Genomic DNA, 20,320 nt, shown 5'->3' with positions numbered 1-20,320 from the left:
CAGTGATGTACAGCAGCTCCCACGCGGACGCCCCCGCGATCCGCGAACCCCTCCACGCGCCCGTCGCGCACGTCGTCCGCGGCGGAGTGACCGAGGGCGTCCACTACGGCTCCGTGGTCGTCCTGGGGGCGGACGGTGAGGTCGAGTTCCAGCTCGGCGACATCGAGGCCGCCTTCTACCCGCGCTCCTCGCTCAAGCCCGTCCAGGCCGCCGCCATGGTGCGGGCGGGGCTGCCGCTGGAGGGGGAACTGCTCTCGCTCGCCGCCGCCAGCCACTCCGGCGAGGAACGCCACCTCGCCGGGGCCCGGCGGATCCTGGAGCTGGCCGGCGTCACGGTGGACGACCTGCGCAACGTCAAGGACATGCCGTACGACCCGGCGGTCCGCGACACCTGGATACGCGAGGGCCGCGAGCCCTCCCGGCTGGCCCAGAACTGCTCCGGCAAGCACGCGGCCATGCTGTACACCTGCAAGCTCAACGCCTGGCCCCTCGACGGCTACCTCGACCCGGAGCACCCGCTCCAGCAGGCGATCGCCGAGATCGTCGAGGACCTCACCGGTCAGCGGATCGCCCGGGTCACCGTCGACGGATGCGGCGCCCCCCTCTTCTCCATCTCCCTGCACGGCCTCGCCCGGGCCGCCGCCCGGATCACCACGGCGGCGCAGGGCACTCCGGAGGCCCGGGTCGCGGACGCCATGCGCGAGCATGCCGAGATGGCCTCCGGCTCCGGCCGTGATGTCGCCGCCCTGATGCGGACCGTCCCCGGGCTTCTCGCCAAGGACGGTTTCGAGGGCGTGGAGGTCGCCGCGCTGCCCGACGGCAGGGCGGTCGCCGTCAAGATCTCCGACGGCGCGAACCGGGCCCGGATCCCCGTCACCGCAGCCGCCCTCGCCCGGGCCGGCGTCGACCCCGCCCTCCTCACCCGGTTCGCGGGCGAACCCCTCCTCGGCGGAGGCGAACCGGTCGGCGAGATCCGCCCGGTCCGCGCCCTGGAGCCCCTCACGGTCCGGGCCTGCGCCTGAGAGCCGGTGTCACATCCCCGCCCCGGGGCGCCTCGCCGGCACACATGCCTGGTGGCCCTCCACTCTCGACTTCGCGCGAGCGGGCGACCCAGCCGGCCTGCGCTGATCCGACCCGGGATGTGACACAGGCCCTGACGGCTCCGGTGGCCACCGAGTGTGCGCGGTGGCCACCGGCGGACCACCGGATCCGGTCGGGGGACGGCCGGATCCATCAAGCCGGCACACCAACCGCCGGCCCCCGAACCACCGGCCCCGTCACCACCGGGCCGGTGCCTCGACCGGCTCGGGCGGGCGTCACCCCGTACCGCCCGAGCCGGCTCCACCCCACCCCCGACGTCGCCGGCCACCCAACCCTCACCACCCTCAGAAAGAGGACCCGCACCTCATGACCGCCGCCACCCGCAGCGAACACGACCTGCTCGGAGACCGCGACGTCCCCGCCGACGCCTACTGGGGTGTTCACACCCTGCGCGCCACGGAGAACTTCCCCATCACGGGCACCCCGATCTCCGCCTACCCGCACCTGATCGACGCGCTCGCCGCCGTCAAGGAGGCCGCCGCCCTCGCCAACGAGGAACTCGGCCTGCTGGAGCCGAAGAAGGCCGCCGCCATCGTCGAGGCCTGCCGCGAGATCCGCGAAGGCAAGCTGCACGACCAGTTCGTCGTCGACGTCATCCAGGGCGGCGCGGGCACCTCGACCAACATGAACGCCAACGAGGTCGTCGCCAACCGGGCGCTGGAGCTGCTGGGCTTCGAGAAGGGCCAGTACCAGCACCTGCACCCCAATGAGGACGTCAACCTCGGCCAGTCGACCAATGACGTCTACCCGACCGCCGTCAAGATAGCGACGGTCTTCGCGGTGCGTGGACTGCTCAAGGCGATGTCCGTACTGCAGGACGCTTTCGCCCGCAAGGCCGTCGAGTTCCGCAAGGTGCTCAAGATGGGCCGTACACAGTTGCAGGACGCGGTGCCGATGACGCTCGGTCAAGAGTTCTCCGCGTATGCCGTCATGATTGACGAGGACCGCAACCGTCTTGACGAGGCAGTCCAGTTGATCCATGAGATCAACCTGGGTGCCACGGCCATCGGCACCGGACTCAATGCCCCCGCCGGATACGCCGAGTCGGCCCGCCGCCATCTCGCCGACATCACCGGACTGCCCCTGGTCACCGCCGCCAACCTGGTCGAAGCCACGCAGGACTGCGGCGCGTTCGTGCAGATGTCCGGCGTGCTCAAGCGGATCGCCGTCAAGCTCTCCAAGAGCTGCAACGACCTGCGGCTGCTGTCCTCGGGGCCGCGCGCGGGCCTCGGTGAGATCAACCTGCCGCCGGTGCAGGCCGGTTCGTCCATCATGCCCGGCAAGGTCAACCCGGTGATCCCCGAGGTCGTCAACCAGGTCGCCTTCGAGGTCATCGGCAACGACGTCACCATCACCATGGCCGCCGAGGCCGGACAGCTCCAGCTCAACGCCTTCGAGCCGATCATCCTGCACTCCCTGTCGGAGTCCATCACCCACCTGCAGAGCGCCTGCCTCACGCTCGCCGAGCGCTGCGTGGACGGCATCACCGCCAACACCGAGGTGCTGCGCCGGACCGTCGAGAACTCCATCGGCCTGGTCACCGCCCTCAACCCGCACATCGGCTACACGGCCGCCACCGACATCGCCAAGGAGGCCCTCGCCACCGGCCGAGGCGTAGCCGAACTCGTCCTGGAGAAGGGCCTGTTGCCCGCAGAGCGGCTCGCCGACCTGCTGCGGCCCGAGGTCCTCGCGGGCAGCGGCCCCGCCCTTACCTGAGCCACGGCCGCGCACCAGGACCGACCCGGAGGCACAATAGTGATCATGACAACGACGTCGTCCTACGCCTTCCAGCCGGTCCTGGAGCGCATCGCCGAGGAGATCGGGCGCACCCCCGGCCGCGGCCGCCCCGCGGACTACATCCCGGCACTCGCGGCCTGCGACCCGCGCCGCTTCGGCATGGCCGTCGCGGAACTGGACGGCACGGTGTACGGCGTGGGGGACTGGCGCGAGCCGTTCTCCACGCAGTCCCTCACCAAGGTCTTCACCCTCGCCCTCGACCTGGCCCGCGAGGGCGACGAACTGTGGGAGCACGTCGGCCGCGAACCTTCCGGCAATCCCTTCAACTCCCTGATCCAGCTGGAGTACGAGAACGGCATCCCGCGCAACCCGTTCATCAACGCGGGCGCCCTCGTCGTCACGGACCGCCTGCAGACCCGTACCGGAGACGCTGCGGGCGAACTGCTGGCCTTCCTGCGCAGCGAGAGCGGCAACCCGGCCCTGGACTTCGACAAGGACGTCGCCGCCTCCGAGTCCGCACACGGCGACCGCAACGCCGCCCTCGCCCATTTCATGGCGTCGTACGGCAACATCGACAACCCGATCCCGGTGCTGCTCGACCAGTACTTCCGTCAGTGCTCCCTCACCGCGTCCTGTGCGGACCTCGCCCTCGCCACCGGCTTCCTGGCCCGCCACGGCATCCGCGCCGACGGCAGCCGGCTGCTTTCCCAGAGCCAGGCCAAGCAGGTCAACGCGGTGATGCTGACCTGCGGGACCTACGACGCGGCGGGCGATTTCGCCTACCGCGTGGGCCTGCCCGGCAAGAGCGGCGTGGGCGGCGGCATCATCGCGGTCGTCCCAGGACGCTGCACCCTGTGCGTGTGGAGCCCCGGCCTCGACGAGCGCGGCAACTCGGTGGCGGGCGTCGCGGCGCTGGACCGCTTCACGACCCTGACCGGTCTGTCGGTGTTCTGAACCGGCGGCTCGGGCCTGGGCCGAACCGGCGCTTCCGCCCAGGACTTCGGTCGGCGGTGGCACCGGCAGGGACGCGCCGCCGTCTCGGCCGAGTGCTCCCCACGTGGTTCGGCACGGTCATCACCTCCGCACTGCGGCCGGCAAGGGGCGGACATCTCGGATGCGGACGAGACCGGCGGGCTGCGAAGAAGAAGACCTCGCTGTGCCCGTGCGATCACGTGCCGGTCACACGCAGGCCCCCGCCCCGAAGGCGGCGCGTCAACTTCCGGCCACCCGGCGTTGACACGCTTCCCGAGTGTTGGCCATGGCTTTCCCCGTCGATCTCCGCCGCTGCCAGGTGCTGGGCCTGGCCGGCACCGCCTTCCTCGCGCTCGGAGGTGAGACGGCCGGCGCCCTGCCCGTGCGGGATCTCCTGGCCCCGGCGACCGCCCGCGCGGCCCTGGGCCTGGTCGGCGTGTACTTCGGCGTCGTGCTGCTGATCGCCGCCTGGGTGCTGCTCGGACGGCTCGTGCGCAGCGCCGATGCGCCCACTCCGCGCGAACTCCTGCTCGTGCTCGCCGTCTGGGCGGCCCCGCTGCTGCTGGCCCCGCCGCTGTTCAGCCGGGACGTCTACAGCTACCTCGCGCAGGGCGCCATGGTCGACGCCCACATGGATGTCTACGCCTACGGCCCCGCCCAGCTCGGCGGCCCCCTCGCCGACGAGGTCGCCCCGCTGTGGCAGCACACCGGTGCCCCCTACGGCCCGGTGTTCCTCGCCGTCGCCTCCGCGCTGTCCGGCCTGACCCGCGGCGAAATACCCGCCGGGCTGGTCGGGATGCGGCTGGTCGCGCTGCTCGGCGTGGCACTGATGGCGGCCGCGCTGCCCCGGCTCGCCCGGCACAGCGGCGCCGATCCGGCAGCCGCCCTCTGGCTCGGCGCCCTCAACCCGCTGGTGCTGCTCCACCTGGTCGCCGGCGCCCACAACGACGCCATCATGCTCGGCCTGCTCGGCGTCGGCCTGGTCGCGGCGCTCGGCCGGTGGCCGGTCCTCGGCGCCGTGCTCGTCACCCTCGCGGCCCTGGTCAAGGCTCCCGCCGTGCTCGGGCTCGCCGCGGTCGTCGTCCTCCAGGTGCGGGCCGGGCGCCGTCCGGCGAAGGCCGTCCTGTCGACCGCCCTTGCCGCCGCGACCACCACGGTCGTCGCAACGGCCCTCGCCGGCACGGGATACGGCTGGATAGGCGCCCTCGACACCCCCGTCTCACCGCACAACTGGGCCCTGACGAGCCTCCTCGGCCGCGCCACCGGAGCCATGCTGGAACGCCTCGGCAGCGACCTCGCCCCCCTCGCCCTGCCGGTCTGGCACCTGCTCGGCCTGGCGATCACCGCGCTCGTGATAGCGGCCATCTGGTGGCGGCTGCGTCCCCGCCCGGTCTACGCGCTCGGCCTGAGCCTCGCCGCCGTGGCCGCCTTCGGCCCGGCGATCCGCCCCTGGTACGCCCTGTGGGGGCTGTTCCTGATCGCCGCCGCAGCCCCCACCACCTCGGTACGGCACCGGGTGGCGGCCGTGACGGGTGTGCTCGCGCTCGCCGCCCTGCCGAGCGGCGGGCCGGTCGACAGCGGGCAGTTGATGCTGGCCGTCTCCGGCGGGGCGCTGGCCGTGGTGGTGCTCTGGCAGGTCCACCAGGCGGCCCACGCGCCCGCCCTGGGAGAGACCGCATGACCCTGCCCCGCACCGACCGCGGCCGACTGCTCCTGGCCCTCGCCCTCGGCGCGGCCGTCACCGCCTTCACCGCGACCGTGCCGCTGCTGCGCGACTGGTTCGACCTGCGCGTGTACTACGGCGCCGTCAACAGCTGGATCCACCACGGCGGCCGGCTCTACGACTACCAGGTGCCGGGCACGGCATACGGCTTCACCTACCCGCCGTTCGCCGCCGTCAGCATGCTGCCCATGGCCCTTGTCGGCCTGCGCACGGCGATCGCCGGATCCTTGCTGCTCAACCTCGCGGCCCTGGCCTGGGTCCTGCACATCCTCACCGAGGGCGCCTGGCGCCGCTACGGCTGGTTCGGCTGCGCCCTGGGCGCGTGCCTGCTCGCCCTGTTCGAACCGCTCCGCGACACCTTCAGCTTCGGCCAGGTCAACCTCCTGCTGCTGGCGCTGGTCCTCACCGACGCCTGGCTGCTGACCACCGGGCGGGCGCGCTGGGCGGGCATCGGCATCGGCCTGGCGGCCGCGGTCAAACTCACGCCCGCCCTCTTCATCGGCCTGCTCCTGCTCGCCGGCCGCCGACGTGCCGCCGCGGTCGCGACGGCCGTCACCGCGGCGGCGACAGGCCTCGCCGCCTGCGTTGCCCCGGACGCCTCCCGCTTCTACTGGACCGAGGCCCTGTGGGACACGAACCGGGTGGGCCGCCTCGACTACGTCTCCAACCAGTCGCTGCAGGGCATCCTGGCCCGGCTCGGCGTGGCGGACCGCGCGGTGTGGGCCGCGGCGGTCCTGGTGGTCCTCGGCATCTGGGCCTGGCGCACCCGCCGGGCCGTCACCGCCGCCGACTGGCAGGCCGCCTTCGCCCTCACCGGACTGACCGCCTGCCTCGTCAGCCCCATCACCTGGGTGCACCACCTGGTGTGGCTGCTGCCGTCCTTCGCCGTACTGGTCCGCGCCGGGCACCCGCGCGTGACGGGCGCCCTGTACGCGGTGCTGTGCACCAGCGTGGTGTGGCTCTGGTTCCACGACGCGTCCGGCGTCGACGGTTTCCTCGGCAGCAACACCTACACCTGGATCACCCTGGGACTGCTGCTGTGGCTGCCGGTGGGTCAACTCCGCGCCGACAGTACGCCCTTGCGCCGCAGCACCAGCACCACCGCCCCCGCGCCGAGCACGACGGCACCCGAGACGACACCCGCCGTCGGCCACCCCGACCCGCCGTCCGGCGCGACGGCCACTGGCGTGGCACGCGGCCCCGGCCGCGGTCTTTCCAGCAACGCGTCCAGCGAGCCCACCGGTTCGACCCGCCCCGCGGCCTCGAACCCCCAGTCCAGCAGTTCGCGCGCCTCCTCGTAGACGGTGAAACCGCCGCCCGCCTGCGGGTTCATCACGGTGACCACGAGCGTGCGCCCGCCCCGGCGGGCGGCGGCGACGAGCGTGTTGCCCGCGTTGCTGGTGTAGCCGTTCTTGACGCCGATCAGCCCCGGATACGGCTCCACACCGTCCGCCCCGGTCAGCAGCCGATTGGTGTTCTCGATCTCGTACGACCAGCCGCCCCCGCCCGGGAACCTCGCCACCGCCGTACCGCAGTACCTGGCGAAGTCCGGAATGCGCAGCCCCGCCCGGCCGAACACCGCCAGGTCGTACGCCGACGACACCTGGCCCGGCGTGTCGTACCCGTCGGGCGACCGCACCTGCGTGTCGAGGGCGCCCAGCGAACGGGCCCTGGCCTGCATCTGCTCGGCCGTCGTCCGCCAGCCGCCGTTCAGCGAGGCCAGCACGTCCACGGCGTCGTTCCCGGAGTTGAGGAAGACACCGCGCCACAGATCGGCAATCCGATACGTCCGCCCCTCGGCGACCCCGACCCTGCTGCTGCCCTCACCGATGTCCTCCAGCTCCTCCTCCCGCACCGTGTGCCGGGCGCTCGCAGGCAGCGACGGCAGCACGGTCAGCGCGAAGAGGGTCTTCAGTGTGCTGGCGGGCGGCAGCTTGCGATGGGCGTCGTGCGCGGCAAGCACGTCCCCGCTCCGGGCGTCCGCCACCACCCACGACAACGCGGACACGTCCGGAACCCGAGGCGCCCCGTGATGGGGCCGCACCTGAGTGCCCTCGCGATACAGGAACGACGGATCCGGCAGCGCCGCCCGCGGCACGCCGGGCGGGGTGGGCTCCGCGCCGGCGGCGACGCCGACGGGCGTCAACGCCAGGACGCCCGCCGCACAGAGCGCGCAGGCGGTGAGGGCCGTCCGGGACGAGAAGTGGATGATCACACGATCAACGTAGGAATCGGCCCGGCATACGGGACGGTGACCGGGCCGGGGGCGGCACTCCAGCACCCGGATGCCGCAGTGCAGGACCCGCACAGCGGCCGGACCGCCTGCCGCGGCCGGACGGAGCCCACGAACGCGGACACCCACGGTGGCCACGTGGTACCGCGGTACTACGCGCTCCGCACGGGTCAGCCTCCCGGTACCACGGGATCGGGCGGATCGGCTCCTAGCGTTGCCGGTGAGGCGTCGGAAGCGACGGACGCCGTAAGCCGACAGAGAGAACGCGAATGATCGACGCACGGCAGCTGACCAAGAGGTACGGCGACAAGACGGCCGTGGACGGGCTGGACTTCGTCGTGAAGCCGGGTACGGTGACCGGCTTCCTGGGACCCAACGGCGCGGGAAAGTCCACCACCATGCGCATGATCGTCGGGCTCGACGCCCCGACGAGCGGCTCCGTCACCGTGAACGGCCGGCACTACGCCCGCCACCGGGCCCCGCTCCAGGAGGTCGGGGCGCTGCTGGAGGCGAAGTCGATCCACCCGGGCCGCTCGGCGTACAACCACCTCCGGGCCCTCGCGCTCACCCACGGCATTCCGCGCCGCCGGGTCGACGAGGTCATCGAACTCTCCGGCCTCGCCAGTGTGGCGAAGAAGCGTGCCGGTGCCTTCTCCCTCGGGATGGGCCAGCGGCTGGGCATCGCGGCCGCGCTGCTGGGCGACCCGCAGACGGTGATGCTGGACGAGCCGGTCAACGGACTGGACCCGGAAGGCGTCCTCTGGATCCGCAACCTGCTCAAGGCGCTCGCCGACGAGGGCCGCACGGTGTTCGTCTCCTCGCATCTGATGAGCGAGATGGCGCTGGTGGCGGACCATCTCATCATCGTGGGCCGGGGACGCCTGCTGGCCGACACCACCGTGGGGGACCTGATCCGCGAGGCGGGCGGCGACACGGTGAAGGTCGCCACCGAGGACCCGGCGCGGCTGCGGGACGTCCTGGCGGGGCCGGGCGTCGACATCACGGGGCGCGTGGGCTCCGAGGAACTGCAGGTCACCGGGCTGAGCGCCCGCAGCATCGGCCTGAAGGCGGCCGAGCACGGGATACCCCTGTTCGAGCTGAGCGCGAGGACGGTGTCGCTGGAGGAGGCATTCATGGACCTGACCAGGGAGGCCGTGGAGTACCACGGATCCACCACCGGGATCGAGACCCTCGGGAGGCCGGCATGAGCACCCTCACCGCAACCGTCGAAGAACCCCGCACCGCCCCGGCCCGCCCCGCCTACCGGGTGACCGGACGGCGGGTGCTGTCCTCGGAGTGGGCCAAGCTGTGGTCCCTGCGCTCCACCTGGATCACTCTGGGCCTCGGCCTGCTGTTCCTGGTGGCGTTCGGGCTGATCGCCGCGAGCCGGTACAAGTCCGGTATCAACTCCGGCCACATGGACCGCGACTTCGCCACCTCGACGGCCGTGAGCCTGTCCCTCTTCGGTACGAACTTCGCCCAGCTGGCCCTCGGAGTCCTCGGCGTGCTGGTCACGGCGGGGGAGTACTCGACCGGCATGATCCGCTCCACGCTCGCGGCGGTGCCCCGCAGACTGCCCGTGCTGTGGTCCAAGGCGACGGTGTTCGGGCTGGTCGCGCTGGTGGTGGGGACGCTGGGCGCATTCGTCGCCTTCCTGTTCGGCAGCGGTATCGTCTCGGGTACGCCCGCGGCCATGGGCCTCTCGCACGCGGGTGTCCTGCGCAGTCTGCTGGGCGCCGGGCTGTATCTCGGCCTGGTCGCGGTGATCGGCACCGCGCTGGGTGCGCTGCTGCGGTCGGTGGCCGGCGGGATCTCGGTGCTGGTGGCGAGCTTCATGCTGGTCCCGGGACTGATCTCGCTGCTGCCGAGCTCCTGGCAGGACAACATCAGCCCCTACCTGCCGTCCAACGCCGGAGAGTCGATGTTCGCCCTGACCCATGACTCGACGACCCTGTCGCCGGGCGCCGGGCTGCTGGTCTTCCTCTGCTGGACGGCGCTCGCGCTGGGCGGCGCGGCCTACCGGCTCGCGCGCAGCGACGTCTGACGCACCATGGACAGGTGACGTCCGTGACCACCGATGACATCAGCGGGATGGGACCGCTGGTCGCCCGTATGTCCCGGGGCGGCCAGCGGCTCAGGCAGGCCGACCGGAACCGTCCGTGGGTGCTGGACACCGCGGTCGTGGTCCTGGTCTTCCTGATGTTCTGCCTGGCCGACCTGCTGCACGACGGGGGCGGCGACGGCGACGGCCCGCGCCGCTTCCGGCTCGTCTTCACCCAGCTGCCCCTCGCCGGGATGCTGGCACTGCAGGCCGGACTGGTGCTGCCCCTGCTGTGGCGGCGGCGCAGGCCCCTGGCGGCCTTCGGTGTCATCGCCGCGGTGTTCGTCCTGCAGTGGTCCCTGAACGCGGTGCTGCGCGCGGACATCGCCCTCTTCATCGCCCTGTACAGCCTGGCCCTGCACGGGCGGCTGAAGCAGCTGCCGTGGGCCTGCGCCGCCATGGCCGGTGCCATGGTGCTGGTCGCCGTACGGGTGTCCGCGGCCATGTCCGTCTGGGACGCGCTGTTCTTCCTGCTGAGCACCACGACGGCGGCCCTCGCGCTCGGACTGATGGTCCGCATCCGCCGGGCTCAGCTGGCCGGACTGCGGGAGCGGGCCGCCCGCTTGGAGATCGAGCGGGACCAGCGCAGCAGGCTGGCCACGGCCACCGAACGCACCCGGGTCGCCCGCGAGATGCACGACATCGTCGGCCACAACCTCTCCGTCATCATCACCCTTGCGGACGCCGGCGCCTACGCCAGCGACCTCGCTCCCGAACGCGGCAAGGAGGCCCTCCAGCTCATCGGCGACACCGGCCGCCAGGCCCTCGGCGAGCTGCGGCGCGTACTCGGTGTGCTGCGCGAGGCGGCGGACGGTCCGCCGGCCGGGCCCGAACTCAGCCCGCAGCCCGGCATCGCGGACGTCGACGCCCTGTGCGCCAAGGTGCGCGCCGCAGGACTGGAGGTCGTCTACCGGACCTCAGGCGACGTGGACGCGCTCGACAGCGGGGTGCAGCTGACGGCGTATCGCATCGTCCAGGAAGCCCTCACCAACACCCTCAAACACGCCGACGCCGACACCCGGGTACACCTGGCGATCATCGAGGCGGGCACCCGGCTGACCATCCGGGTCCAGGACACCGGCCCGGCGACACCGCCGGGCCCGCACGAGGAAGGACACGGACTGGTGGGCATGCGGGAGAGGGCGGCGCTCTACGGCGGGACCGTCAGCGCGGGACCGGCGGGCGGCGGAGGATGGAGCGTCGAGGCCGTCCTCGACCTCACACCCCAGGGCGGTGTCCGGTGACCACGGTGCTCGTCGTCGACGACCAGCCGCTGCAACGCTACGGCTTCCGCATCCTCCTGGACTCCGTCGCCGAGACCGAGGTCGTCGGCGAGGCGGCCCATGGCGCCGAGGCCGTCCGCAAGGCCGCCGAACTGCGTCCGGACGTCGTGCTCATGGACATCCGGATGCCCGGCATGGACGGCATCGAGGCCACCCGCCGCATCGTCGCCGCAGGCGAGCGTTCGCGCGTCCTCGTGCTCACCACCTTCGACCTCGACGAGTACGTCCACGCCGCCCTGCGCGCCGGGGCCAGCGGCTTCCTCCTCAAGGACGCACGCCCCGAGGAACTCCTCGCGGGCATCCGTGCCGTCTCGATCGGCGACGCGGTGATCGCGCCCGCGCTGACCCGCCGCCTCCTGGACGAGTTCGCCCAGTACGTCCCCGCGCACCGGGGCGACCTCGCCGAGGACCCGAGGCTGAGCTCCCTCACCGAGCGCGAGCGCGAGATCCTCGTCGCTGTCGGCAAGGGCTGGACCAACGGCGAGATCGCCGGGCATTTCGTGCTGTCCGAGTCCACGGTCAAGACCCATGTGGGCCGCGTCCTCGCCAAGATCGGTGCCCGGGACCGCATCCAGGCCGTGATCTTCGCCTACGACCTCGGACTCGCGCGGCCGAGCACGGACTGAACGGCCCGGGGCCGCCCGGACGACGCTCGTCCGGGCGGCCCCGTGAATGCTGCGGGCTCAGCCGTTCGCCCCGGCCGGGGTCGTGGTGGTCTTGAAGCCCTCGGTCTTGTTGGCCTTGAGGGCGAACTCATTGGTGAAGGTCGTGCCGAGGTTCACCTTCGACGTCGCGTGGCCGACGAGTTCCTCGGAGGCCAGAACGGTCTTCGGGCCGCCGGCCGGCATGATGCCGTCCGGGAGGAACTGTCCCTTGTCCTGGTCCAGCGCCTTGATGTAGTCGGCCTTCGTCACCAGCTGGTTCGAGACGTACGACTGCGGCAGCTTGTTGGCGATGTCGGCCGCGCTGTGCGTGTTGATCCAGTGCATGGTGGCGACGAGCGCGTCGACGACCTTCTGCGCCGTGTCCTTGTGCGAGTTGACCCAGCTGGTCTGGGCGAGGACGGTCGCGGCCGGCCAGGTGCCGCCCAACGCCGCCTTGGCGCCCGCCGTGGTGGCCAGGTCGATCGCCGAGGTGCCGATGCCCTTCTTCTCGATCGCGGCGACCGTCGGCTGCGTCGTCATGACACAGGCGGTCTTGCCGTTCTGCAGCGCGGCGATGGCAGTGGCGCCCTGGCCGATGCCGATCCGGCTGAACTGGCTGGCCTTGACGCCCTTCTGCGCGCCCATGAACTGGGTGAGCATGTCGGTGCCGGACCCGATGTCGGTGACGCCGAGCGTCTTCCCCTTGAAGTCCGCGCCGGAGTGGACGCCGCTCTTCGGGACACACATCTCCCGCTCGCCCGGCGCCCCGGACAGCTGGACGAGGCCCTCGACCGCCTTGCCCTTCACCTGGAAGTCGATGGTGTGGACGTACCAGGCGCCCGCCATGTCCACCTGCCCGGAGGCCATGGCGTCCTCAGCGCCGAGACCGCCCTGGCTCTCGGTGCTCAGCGAGACGTTGACGCCGTACTTCTTGTAGAAGCCGAGGTTCTGGGCGAGCTCGTAGGGGAGGTAGATCTGCTTGTCGATGCCGCCGACCATGAGCTTGACGGTCGGCGTGCCGCTGGAGCTGCTGGAGCTGCCCGAGCTGCTGGAACAGGCGGTGGCGGCACCGAGGGTGAGGACGGTGAGGAGAGACGCGGCAACGGCGGCGGGTCGTCTGGACATGGGAGGCCACTTTCCTTGAGGGGAGGATCAGAAGAGGGGGAAACAGAGGGGGGTGACACAGACGGAGTCAGAGGGAGCTGACTTCGGACGGGGCCGGCGGACGCCAGGCGAGCAGCCGGTGTTCGAGCTTGCCGATCAGCCACTCCGCGCCGAGCACGATCACCGCGATGACGACCATGGTCGCGAACACGCCATTGGGGTCGAAGTTGTCCTGCGCGGTCTTGATGACCAGGCCGAGGCCCTTCTGCGCGCCGAGCACCTCGCCGACCAGTGCGCCGACGATGGCGAAGCCGAAGGCGCTGTGCAGGCTGGCGATGATCCAGGTGAGCGCGGACGGCACCGTGACGTGCCGGATGATCTGCAGCTCCGAGGCGCCGAGCACCTTGGCGTTGGCGAGGATGTTGGGGTCGACCTCACGTACGCCCTGGAAGGCGTTGAAGAAGACGATGAAGAACACCAGGACCGCGGCGAGCAGGACCTTCGGCAGCGTACCGATACCGAACGCGATCATGAAGATCGAGCCGAGGACGATACGCGGGATCGCGTTGACCACCTTGATATAGGGACCGAGCACCCCGGAGAGGTAGCGGCTCTGGCCCAGAGCGATCCCGAAGATCACTCCGGAGACGGTCCCGAGGACGAAGCCGATCAGCGCCTCCTGGACGGTGGTCCAGATGTCCGCGTAATAGGACCCGTTCTCGGTGCCCTTCTGGAAGAGTTCGATCAGCCGCTTGGCGATTCCGGTCGGCTGCCCGAAGAAGAACTTGTCGACGATTCCCCAGGTGGTGAACGCCTGCCAGCCGCCGATGACGATGGCCGCGAGGACGATGCGGCCCACCCACTGCAGCGCGATGCCCTTGCGGACCTTGCGCCTGGCGGCGGCTGCCGCGGCCGAGGGCTGTGCGCCGTCCTTGGCCCGAGCGGCGGAAACGGTGGACGTCGTACTCATGCCGTACCTCCTGCGGTGCGTGCGTAGGCGCGCTCCACCTCCTCGCGCAGCGAGTCCCAGATCTGGTGCTGAAGTTCGATGAAGCGGGGCTGGAAACGGATCTCCTGGACCGAGCCGCGCGGGCGCGGCAGATCGATGTCGAAGACCGCCTTGACCGAGCCGGGGCCGGACGTCATGACGACGACCCGGTCGGCGAGCGCCACGGCCTCGTCGAGATCGTGGGTGATGAAGATGACCGACGGCCGGATCTGCTCCCACAGACCGAGCAGCTCGTTCGACATGATCGCCTTGGTCTGCACGTCCAGGGCGCCGAACGGCTCGTCCATGATCAGGATCCGGGGTTCGTTGATCAGCGCCGCGGCCATCGCCACGCGCTTGCGCATACCGCCGGAGAGCTGGTGCGGATAGCGGTCCTCGAACCCGGTGAGGCCCACCCGGCGCAGCCAGTCGCGCGCCGAGGCCTGGGCCTCCTGCTTGGGCACACCGCGGAAGACGGGACCCATCAGCACATTGCCGAGGACGGTCTTCCAGGGCAGCAGCGCGTCGGCCTGGAACATGAAGCTGACGCCGTCGGTGACGCCGTCCACCTCACGGCCGCCCACCTTGACGGAACCCTCGCTGGGCCGGTCGAGCCCGGACACCATGCTCAGGGTCGTCGACTTGCCGCAGCCGGTCGGGCCCACCACCGCACAGAACTGGCCGGGCTCCACGGTGAACGAAACGTCCTGCAGTGCCGTGAACACCTCACCCGCAGGAGTCAGAAATCGTTTGGTGAGCCCGGATATCTCGACTCGTGCGCTGTCCTGGCCGACCTTCTCGGCGACCGGGCTCACCGCCGCATCGTCTCGTGAAGCCATCTGAGGCCTCTCCTTCCTAACCTCGGAGGTCGAGGAAGGCAGACGCTAGAGGCCGCGGAGTATTACGTCGCTGTTTCATCTGTATCTCGCGTTAGCCGTGTTCCCTTGAGTTCTGCGCGTTCTGCTCAACGGACCGGGGGTGGGCATAAGCTCGGTGTCGGGGGCACAATCACGCCACCACGGGTGCGGCGCAGGGGCTGCGCCCGGGTCTCGTACGACAGGCAGAGACACCCGTGACACCCATCCGTATCCCGTTCGGCCGCGGCGGGAAGGGGCGGCTCTCGGCGAGGATCCTGGCCAACCAGCTGGCGATCCTGACCCTCACCGGAGTCATCGGCTTCGTCCTGTTCGCGTTCGCCCAGCGGGCCGAGATCGACGGCGCCTACGAGAAAAGGGCGCTGGCCATCGCGAAGACCACGGCCGCCGAGCCGCAGATCCGGCAGGCCATGGCGCACGGCGGCGGCTACGGCATCGTGCAGACCGTCGCCGAACGGATCCGGAAGGCGTCCGGCGCGTCCTACGTGGTCGTGCTCGACCTGCACGGCGTGCGCCACTCCCACCCCGACCCGGCGCTGATCGGCGTACCGACGGGCGACAAGATCGTGGTCCTCGACGGCCAGTCGCACGTCGGCACCGACCCGGGCGGCCTCGGACGCTCCGCCAACGGCAAGGCCCCGCTGCGCGGGCCCGACGGCAAGCTGGTCGGCGAGGTGTCCGCGGGCATCCCCGAGCACTATGTGCTGGGCGAGCTGTGGCGTGAGCTGCCCACCTTCGCCCTGTACTCGGCGATCGCCGTCGCCCTCGGCTCGGCCGCCGCGTTCCTGCTGGCCAGGCGGCTGAAGCGGACGACGTTCGGACTGGAACTCGAGGAGATCGCCGGACTGCTGCAGGACCGTGAGGCGATGCTGCACGGCATCCGCGAGGGCGTCATCGCCTTCAACCCCGACGGCAGGATCACCGTCGTCAACGACGAGGCCCGGCGGCTGCTCGGTCTCGGCACGGCGCTCGGCAGCACGATCGAGGAGGTGCTGCCCGACGGTCGGCTGCGCCGCGCCCTGGACGGCACCCTGACCGGCGCCGACCTCAATGTGCTGACCGACGACCACTGCCTGGTGGTCAACCGGATGCCGGTGACACTGCACGGCCGTGAACTGGGCGCGGTGGTCACCGTGCGCGACCGCACCGAGCTGATCGGGCTGCTGCGCGAACTGGACTCCGTACGCGGCCTGACCGACGCCCTGCGCGCCCAGCAGCACGAGTTCACCAACCGTATGCACACCCTGGCCGGGCTGCTGGACATCGGAGACCACGACGCCGCCTACGAGTTCGCCGTCGAGTCGGCCGGCGCCGACCAGGCGCTGACCGAGTCCGTACGCGAACGGATCGGCAACCCGCTGCTCGTCGGACTGATCGTCGCCAAGACCACGGTGGCCGCGGAACGCGGTGTACACATGGAACTCAGCGACGACTCGGCGCTCGGCGAGGACCCGCCGCAGCTGCGCCGGCTACTGACCATCGTCGGCAATCTGCTGGACAACGCGATCGACGCGGCGGCCGGCGGACCGCCTCCGGCGGGCGGCCGCGAGGTGCGGCTCTCGCTGGTCGAAGCCGTCGACCAGGTGCTGGTGCGGGTCGCCGACAGCGGCCCGGGCATCCCGCCGGGCGCCGCCGACTCGATCTTCGAGGACGGCTGGTCGACCCGCCCCGACCGGGGCACCGCCCGACGCGGCCTCGGCCTGGCCCTGGTCCACCGGCTGGCCGCGCGGCACGGCGGGACCATCACGGTCAGCGAGGGCCCGGGCGCCGTCTTCACCGTCGTACTGCCGCTGCAGGACGCCACTCCCGTACGACGAGATGCACAGTTCACGACGGCCTCGCCGACCGGAGGTGACCGCGGATGATCAGGATCCTGGTGGTGGACGACGACTTCCGGGTCAGCGACATCCACCGCGACTACGCCTCGCGCGTCGAGGGCTTCGAAGTGGTCGGCCGGGCGGCGACGGTGGCCGAGACCCTGGACGCCGTGCGCACCCTGCACCCCGATCTGCTGCTGCTCGACATCTTCCTGCCGGACGGCAGCGGACTGGATGTGCTGCGGCAGCTCAGTGGGGACGCGGGCGGCGCCCGGCCCGACGCGATCATGATCACCGCCGACCGGGACATCACCTCGGTGCGGACCGCCATGAAGCTCGGTGCCGTGGGCTACCTGGTCAAGCCGTTCGGCGCCGCCGACCTGGCCGAGCGGCTCACCGCCTACCGCGAACTCCAGCACCGCGTGGACGCCCTGGGCCTCGCCCCGCGAACCGACCAGGCCGACGTGGACGCCCTCTTCAGCGCCGCCCGCCCGCCGGCCGTGCCCCGGGTTCCGGCCAAGGGGCACTCCGCGCCCACCCTGGCCCTCCTCCACCAGGTCCTGCGCACCGCCCGGGAGTCCCTGTCCGCGGCCCAGGCCGCCGAACTCACCGGCGTCTCCCGCGCCACGGCCCAGCGTTATCTCTCGTACCTCGTGCGGGAGGGAATGGTCCGGCTCGAACTTCGCTACGGAACCACCGGCCGTCCCGAACACCTCTACCGGATCGTCCGCTGAGCCGGGCGGCCCGGCCTCCTCACGTCCCGGGCAGCGGCCTGACCGTGAGGATCTGCTGGGCGTGTCCGACCGGGCCGTCGATGTCGTGCAGGACGGTGCTGGTCAGGCCCTGGCCGGACGGGCCGAAGGTGACGGTGGTGTCCAGTCCGGTCCAGGGGCCTCGCGGCCCGCGGTGCAGATGGACGGTCAGGTCGACGTTGGGGAACATCCACGCGGTGGGCGGCTGCCGGACGGCGATGCCGTTGGCGGTGTCGACCAGGGCGAGGTACGACGGCATCCGGGGCTACCGGGCCGTGATCGACACGGCTTCCGTGGGCCGTTCCTTCGAGGTCCTGATCGACCTCAGCCTCGAAGCGCAGGACGCGGAGACGGTCGAGCGCTTCGAGGAGACCCTGGCGCAGGCCGAGGAAGTACGGGAGCTACGGAGGCTGTTCGGCAGCCCCGACTATTTCGTCCGCGTGGCCGTCGCCGATCTGCCCGGCTACGAGGCCTTCCTCAGCCGGCGGGTCATGACCATCCCCCGGATCAAGAACGTGACGTCGCATTTCACGATGAAGACCGTCAAGCCCGGACCGTAGTGGGGGCCGGCACCCGTGGAGGGGGACCCTGGGTCCACACCACTCGCAGGCTCGATGCGGAGATCCGCCAGCCCTCGGCCGTCCTGACCAGTTCGGCGTCGGCATGGCCGGCAGAGATGAAGACGCTGTCTGTGCCGTCCGCAAGGACGTGGGTGCTCAGCTGCACGCCACGGGTGGTGGCCCGGTCACCGTCGATCTCGATGACAGGGTTGGTGCCCAGATGCACGGTTCGGTCGAACAATGCCATGCCCTGCCGGACGCGGGTCAGCAGAGCATCGCGACCGTGGACCGTGCCGATGGGCATCTCCGCGGTGACGTCTTCGGTGTGGAACGCGCGCGCCCATTCCTCGTCGAAGACCCCCTCGTCCAGGGAACGCAGGTAGCGGTCCAGCAGATCGGTGATCTCGGCGCGGTCGGTCAGGGTCTGCAACTGCCGCTGCATCTCTTCGATGTCCATGCCTGAAGGCTCGTCCCTCAAGCGCAGTTGAGGTCAAGTGGTCGGACGGGATGCCGTGATGCCGATGAGTCCACATGGACTACCACCTGGGACCCGGGCGGCACCGTCCCAGGCACCACGCTCCGAGGCGGGTCTGCGTAAGATCACGAAGGTCTGATTTCCGGTTGATGAGGAGGCCCGACGGCCATGACGGACAAGCGTGTTGTGGTGGTCACCGGCGGCGGCACCGGCATCGGCGCCGCAACCGCCCGGCTGCTGCGGGCCGGCGGACACGAGGTCGTCATCGCCGGCCGACGGCCCGAGCCGCTGCAGCGCGTCGCCGACGAGACCGGCGCCCTGCCGCACCCCGCTGATCTCACGGACGCGACCGCCGTGGATGAGCTCGTCGAGGCCACGGTCTCCCGCTACGGCAGGCTCGACGGAGTGGTCCTCAACGCGGGCGTCGGACGCAGCGGCGCGGTGGGAGATCTCTCGGACGAGACATGGGAGTTGGTGATGCGCACCAACCTGACGGGCCCCTTCCTGCTGCTGCGCGCCGCACTCCCGCACCTGCTCGAGACCCGCGGTTCGGTCGTTGCCGTCGCCTCCGTCGCGGCGTTGCGCAACGGCGTCGGCAACGCCGCGTACGCCACCTCCAAGGCCGCGCTGCTTCAGCTGTGCAGCTCGCTGGCCGTCGACTACGGCAGCCAGGGGCTGCGCGCCAACACGGTGTGCCCCACCTGGGTACGGACCGAGATGGCTGATCGTCGTATGGCCCGCTTCGCCGAGGAATCCGGACTGGGCGACGGTGTGGACGAGGCCTATGAGGAGGCGACGAAGCTGGTGCCCGCGGGGCGCCCCGGCGACCCGTCCGAGGTCGCCGAGGCGATCGCCTGGCTGCTCTCGCCCGCCGCGTCCTTCGTCAACGGCGCGGTCCTCACGGTGGACGGCGGGGTCTCGGTACGCGACGCGGGGACCCTGGCGTTCGACTTCAGCGTCGAGCGCCGCGACGCCGGTCGATGACCGGCAGCTCTCTCGCGCCGGCGATCGCGTGAGCGGGACGATCAGAGGAGGAGGGCGCGTGAGCACTCAGGACAACGCGCCGGACGCACGGTCCGGCGTACTCGGCGGAGCCACGCAGGGCGCGCTGGCGGGTCTGCGCATCGCCGACTTCTCCCGGGTCCTCGCGGGGCCCTACGCCACCATGCTGCTCGCCGATCTCGGCGCCGACGTGGTGAAGGTGGAGCGGCCGGGCACGGGGGACGACACCCGGGCCTGGCTGCCCCCGGCGGACCGGGACGGAACGTCGACGTACTTCCTGAGCGTCAACCGCAACAAGAGGTCCGTCACCCTGGACCTCGCGACCGAGGCCGGCCTGGAGCAGGCCCGTGCCCTGGTCGCCGAGTCCGACGTCCTGGTGGAGAACTTCCGTCCCGGCACGATGGAACGGCTGGGGCTCGGCCACCGCGAACTCCTCGCCCATTCCACCCGCTCGGTCTCCTTCGCCGTCCGGCGTGCGTCGTCGAGAATCTCCTTTGCCGTATCGCGCGCGTCTTTCAGGACCCCCGCGGCCTCCTCGGCGGCTTCTGCAGCCGCCTTCTCGCGCAGGGCGGCGGCCTCTGCCTCGACCTGCCGTACGAGGCCGGCGACCCGTTCGGCATCCAGCCCCTGAGTCCTGGTGATCCACGCCCGCAGCTCTTCGGCCTCGGACACGGCATCCGCACGACGCCGCCCGAACAGCCCGCCCTTTCGCGGTGCCGGCACCGCCGTCGTGCTTCCGGGAAGGGTCGCGTCCGGCACCGGGAAGGCGCCGGTGGCGATTGCATCGGCGGAGGGTTCGGACTCCGGAACCCACAACTGCCAACCGTCCGGCATCGGGGGCCACGACGGATCGGGCCGCCAGTCCGGCGGCGGCATCCATCCCGCAGGCGGCACGGGCCAACCCGGCGGCGGATCGAAGCGGTATGCAGTCATTCCCCATCCCCCCTTGCTCC

Annotated in this window: 17 protein-coding genes and 3 pseudogenes; 14 read left to right on the top strand and 6 right to left on the bottom strand. The window is 71.2% G+C overall.

All coding sequences use genetic code 11. The features are described 5' to 3' along the window. Positions 1-5 precede the first annotated feature (5 nt). The 5 genes from ACWCRD_RS19070 to ACWCRD_RS19050 all read left to right on the top strand — a co-directional run bounded on the left by ACWCRD_RS19070 (position 6) and on the right by ACWCRD_RS19050 (position 6,834). Entirely contained in the window at positions 6-1,022 is a 1,017-nt protein-coding gene (locus tag ACWCRD_RS19070; RefSeq protein ID WP_450966961.1) for an asparaginase, read from the top strand. Between the two features lie 385 nt (positions 1,023-1,407). Continuing rightward, positions 1,408-2,817: an aspartate ammonia-lyase gene (gene aspA, locus ACWCRD_RS19065; RefSeq protein WP_450966960.1), complete on the top strand. Its 1,410-nt coding sequence runs from the start codon at positions 1,408-1,410 to the stop codon at positions 2,815-2,817. 45 nt (positions 2,818-2,862) lie between these two features. Further along, the gene (locus ACWCRD_RS19060; RefSeq protein ID WP_344398574.1) at positions 2,863-3,792 is read left to right on the top strand and encodes a glutaminase; all 930 of its coding nucleotides are present in this window, start codon (positions 2,863-2,865) and stop codon (positions 3,790-3,792) included. A gap of 304 nt (positions 3,793-4,096) precedes the next feature. After that, complete coding sequence (gene mptB / locus ACWCRD_RS19055) at positions 4,097-5,491, top strand: polyprenol phosphomannose-dependent alpha 1,6 mannosyltransferase MptB (RefSeq protein WP_450966959.1); 1,395 nt, start codon at positions 4,097-4,099, stop codon at positions 5,489-5,491. Beyond that, positions 5,488-6,834: a glycosyltransferase 87 family protein gene (locus tag ACWCRD_RS19050; protein WP_450966958.1), complete on the top strand. Its 1,347-nt coding sequence runs from the start codon at positions 5,488-5,490 to the stop codon at positions 6,832-6,834. Before mptB ends, ACWCRD_RS19050 begins: the two co-directional genes overlap by 4 nt. Before the next feature lie 83 nt (positions 6,835-6,917). Here the strand turns inward: ACWCRD_RS19050 and ACWCRD_RS19045 are convergent. After that, positions 6,918-7,496, bottom strand: a pseudogene (locus ACWCRD_RS19045) (D-alanyl-D-alanine carboxypeptidase family protein); the annotation flags it as partial. A gap of 539 nt (positions 7,497-8,035) precedes the next feature. Here ACWCRD_RS19045 and ACWCRD_RS19040 point away from each other — a divergent pair. From ACWCRD_RS19040 to ACWCRD_RS19025, 4 genes are read left to right on the top strand one after another with little or no spacing between them, the layout of a single operon-like run. Continuing rightward, on the top strand, positions 8,036-8,974 hold the full coding sequence (locus tag ACWCRD_RS19040; RefSeq protein ID WP_450966957.1) for an ABC transporter ATP-binding protein: 939 nt from the start codon (positions 8,036-8,038) through the stop codon (positions 8,972-8,974). After that, positions 8,971-9,810 carry an ABC transporter permease gene (locus tag ACWCRD_RS19035; protein ID WP_450966956.1) on the top strand — a complete coding sequence of 280 codons (840 nt, stop codon included), beginning with the start codon at positions 8,971-8,973 and terminating at the stop codon, positions 9,808-9,810. The genes ACWCRD_RS19040 and ACWCRD_RS19035 overlap by 4 nt, the downstream gene beginning before the upstream one ends. A gap of 23 nt (positions 9,811-9,833) precedes the next feature. Beyond that, positions 9,834-11,111: a sensor histidine kinase gene (locus ACWCRD_RS19030; protein ID WP_450966955.1), complete on the top strand. Its 1,278-nt coding sequence runs from the start codon at positions 9,834-9,836 to the stop codon at positions 11,109-11,111. Continuing rightward, positions 11,108-11,776, top strand: a complete 669-nt coding sequence (locus ACWCRD_RS19025; protein WP_450966954.1) for a response regulator — start codon at positions 11,108-11,110, stop codon at positions 11,774-11,776. The genes ACWCRD_RS19030 and ACWCRD_RS19025 overlap by 4 nt, the downstream gene beginning before the upstream one ends. Positions 11,777-11,833: 57 nt before the next feature. Here ACWCRD_RS19025 and ACWCRD_RS19020 read toward each other — a convergent pair whose 3' ends face one another. The 3 genes from ACWCRD_RS19020 to ACWCRD_RS19010 all read right to left on the bottom strand — a co-directional run bounded on the left by ACWCRD_RS19020 (position 11,834) and on the right by ACWCRD_RS19010 (position 14,725). Next, complete coding sequence (locus ACWCRD_RS19020; protein WP_450966953.1) at positions 11,834-12,919, bottom strand: ABC transporter substrate-binding protein; 1,086 nt, start codon at positions 12,917-12,919, stop codon at positions 11,834-11,836. Between the two features lie 67 nt (positions 12,920-12,986). Then, positions 12,987-13,868 (bottom strand): ABC transporter permease, encoded by an 882-nt coding sequence (locus tag ACWCRD_RS19015; protein ID WP_450966952.1) that lies wholly within the window; start codon positions 13,866-13,868, stop codon positions 12,987-12,989. Beyond that, positions 13,865-14,725: an ABC transporter ATP-binding protein gene (locus ACWCRD_RS19010; RefSeq protein WP_450966951.1), complete on the bottom strand. Its 861-nt coding sequence runs from the start codon at positions 14,723-14,725 to the stop codon at positions 13,865-13,867. Before ACWCRD_RS19010 ends, ACWCRD_RS19015 begins: the two co-directional genes overlap by 4 nt. 233 nt (positions 14,726-14,958) lie before the next feature. Between ACWCRD_RS19010 and ACWCRD_RS19005 the strand changes: the two genes are divergently transcribed. Together ACWCRD_RS19005 and ACWCRD_RS19000 are read left to right on the top strand one after the other, a co-directional pair. Continuing rightward, positions 14,959-16,626 carry an ATP-binding protein gene (locus ACWCRD_RS19005; protein WP_450966950.1) on the top strand — a complete coding sequence of 556 codons (1,668 nt, stop codon included), beginning with the start codon at positions 14,959-14,961 and terminating at the stop codon, positions 16,624-16,626. Continuing rightward, positions 16,623-17,312, top strand: coding sequence for a response regulator (locus ACWCRD_RS19000; RefSeq protein ID WP_450966949.1), 690 nt, complete (start codon positions 16,623-16,625; stop codon positions 17,310-17,312). Before ACWCRD_RS19005 ends, ACWCRD_RS19000 begins: the two co-directional genes overlap by 4 nt. Before the next feature lie 19 nt (positions 17,313-17,331). On the opposite strand, the pseudogene ACWCRD_RS18995 reads toward ACWCRD_RS19000, so the two are convergent. Continuing rightward, a pseudogene (locus tag ACWCRD_RS18995) lies at positions 17,332-17,589 on the bottom strand (thioesterase family protein); the annotation flags it as partial. A gap of 16 nt (positions 17,590-17,605) precedes the next feature. Here ACWCRD_RS18995 and ACWCRD_RS18990 point away from each other — a divergent pair. Then, positions 17,606-17,890: an Lrp/AsnC ligand binding domain-containing protein gene (locus ACWCRD_RS18990; RefSeq protein WP_450966948.1), complete on the top strand. Its 285-nt coding sequence runs from the start codon at positions 17,606-17,608 to the stop codon at positions 17,888-17,890. Here ACWCRD_RS18990 and ACWCRD_RS18985 read toward each other — a convergent pair. After that, positions 17,874-18,347 (bottom strand): nuclear transport factor 2 family protein, encoded by a 474-nt coding sequence (locus ACWCRD_RS18985; protein WP_450966947.1) that lies wholly within the window; start codon positions 18,345-18,347, stop codon positions 17,874-17,876. The two genes, ACWCRD_RS18990 and ACWCRD_RS18985, sit on opposite strands and share 17 nt — an antisense overlap. 186 nt (positions 18,348-18,533) lie before the next feature. On the opposite strand from ACWCRD_RS18985, the gene ACWCRD_RS18980 reads away from it, so the two are divergent. After that, complete coding sequence (locus ACWCRD_RS18980; protein WP_450966946.1) at positions 18,534-19,349, top strand: SDR family NAD(P)-dependent oxidoreductase; 816 nt, start codon at positions 18,534-18,536, stop codon at positions 19,347-19,349. 124 nt (positions 19,350-19,473) lie between these two features. Beyond that, positions 19,474-19,806, top strand: a pseudogene (locus ACWCRD_RS18975) (CoA transferase); the annotation flags it as partial. Positions 19,807-20,320: the final 514 nt, after the last annotated feature.

It is taken from the genome of Streptomyces sp. NPDC002092 (genome assembly GCF_053593775.1).
The sequence above is the reverse complement of the archived record's forward strand: the minus strand, read 5'-3'. Positions and strand labels throughout refer to the sequence as shown.

Coding starts and splice junctions, on each gene's coding strand:
- ACWCRD_RS19000 (WP_450966949.1), top strand. CDS start 16,623: ATGATCAGGATCCTGGTGGTGGACGACGACTTCCGGGTCAGCGACATC.
- ACWCRD_RS19040 (WP_450966957.1), top strand. CDS start 8,036: ATGATCGACGCACGGCAGCTGACCAAGAGGTACGGCGACAAGACGGCC.
- ACWCRD_RS18985 (WP_450966947.1), bottom strand. CDS start 18,347: ATGGACATCGAAGAGATGCAGCGGCAGTTGCAGACCCTGACCGACCGC.
- ACWCRD_RS18980 (WP_450966946.1), top strand. CDS start 18,534: ATGACGGACAAGCGTGTTGTGGTGGTCACCGGCGGCGGCACCGGCATC.
- ACWCRD_RS19035 (WP_450966956.1), top strand. CDS start 8,971: ATGAGCACCCTCACCGCAACCGTCGAAGAACCCCGCACCGCCCCGGCC.
- ACWCRD_RS19070 (WP_450966961.1), top strand. CDS start 6: ATGTACAGCAGCTCCCACGCGGACGCCCCCGCGATCCGCGAACCCCTC.
- ACWCRD_RS19020 (WP_450966953.1), bottom strand. CDS start 12,919: ATGTCCAGACGACCCGCCGCCGTTGCCGCGTCTCTCCTCACCGTCCTC.
- ACWCRD_RS19010 (WP_450966951.1), bottom strand. CDS start 14,725: ATGGCTTCACGAGACGATGCGGCGGTGAGCCCGGTCGCCGAGAAGGTC.
- ACWCRD_RS19060 (WP_344398574.1), top strand. CDS start 2,863: ATGACAACGACGTCGTCCTACGCCTTCCAGCCGGTCCTGGAGCGCATC.
- ACWCRD_RS19050 (WP_450966958.1), top strand. CDS start 5,488: ATGACCCTGCCCCGCACCGACCGCGGCCGACTGCTCCTGGCCCTCGCC.
- ACWCRD_RS19015 (WP_450966952.1), bottom strand. CDS start 13,868: ATGAGTACGACGTCCACCGTTTCCGCCGCTCGGGCCAAGGACGGCGCA.
- aspA (WP_450966960.1), top strand. CDS start 1,408: ATGACCGCCGCCACCCGCAGCGAACACGACCTGCTCGGAGACCGCGAC.
- mptB (WP_450966959.1), top strand. CDS start 4,097: ATGGCTTTCCCCGTCGATCTCCGCCGCTGCCAGGTGCTGGGCCTGGCC.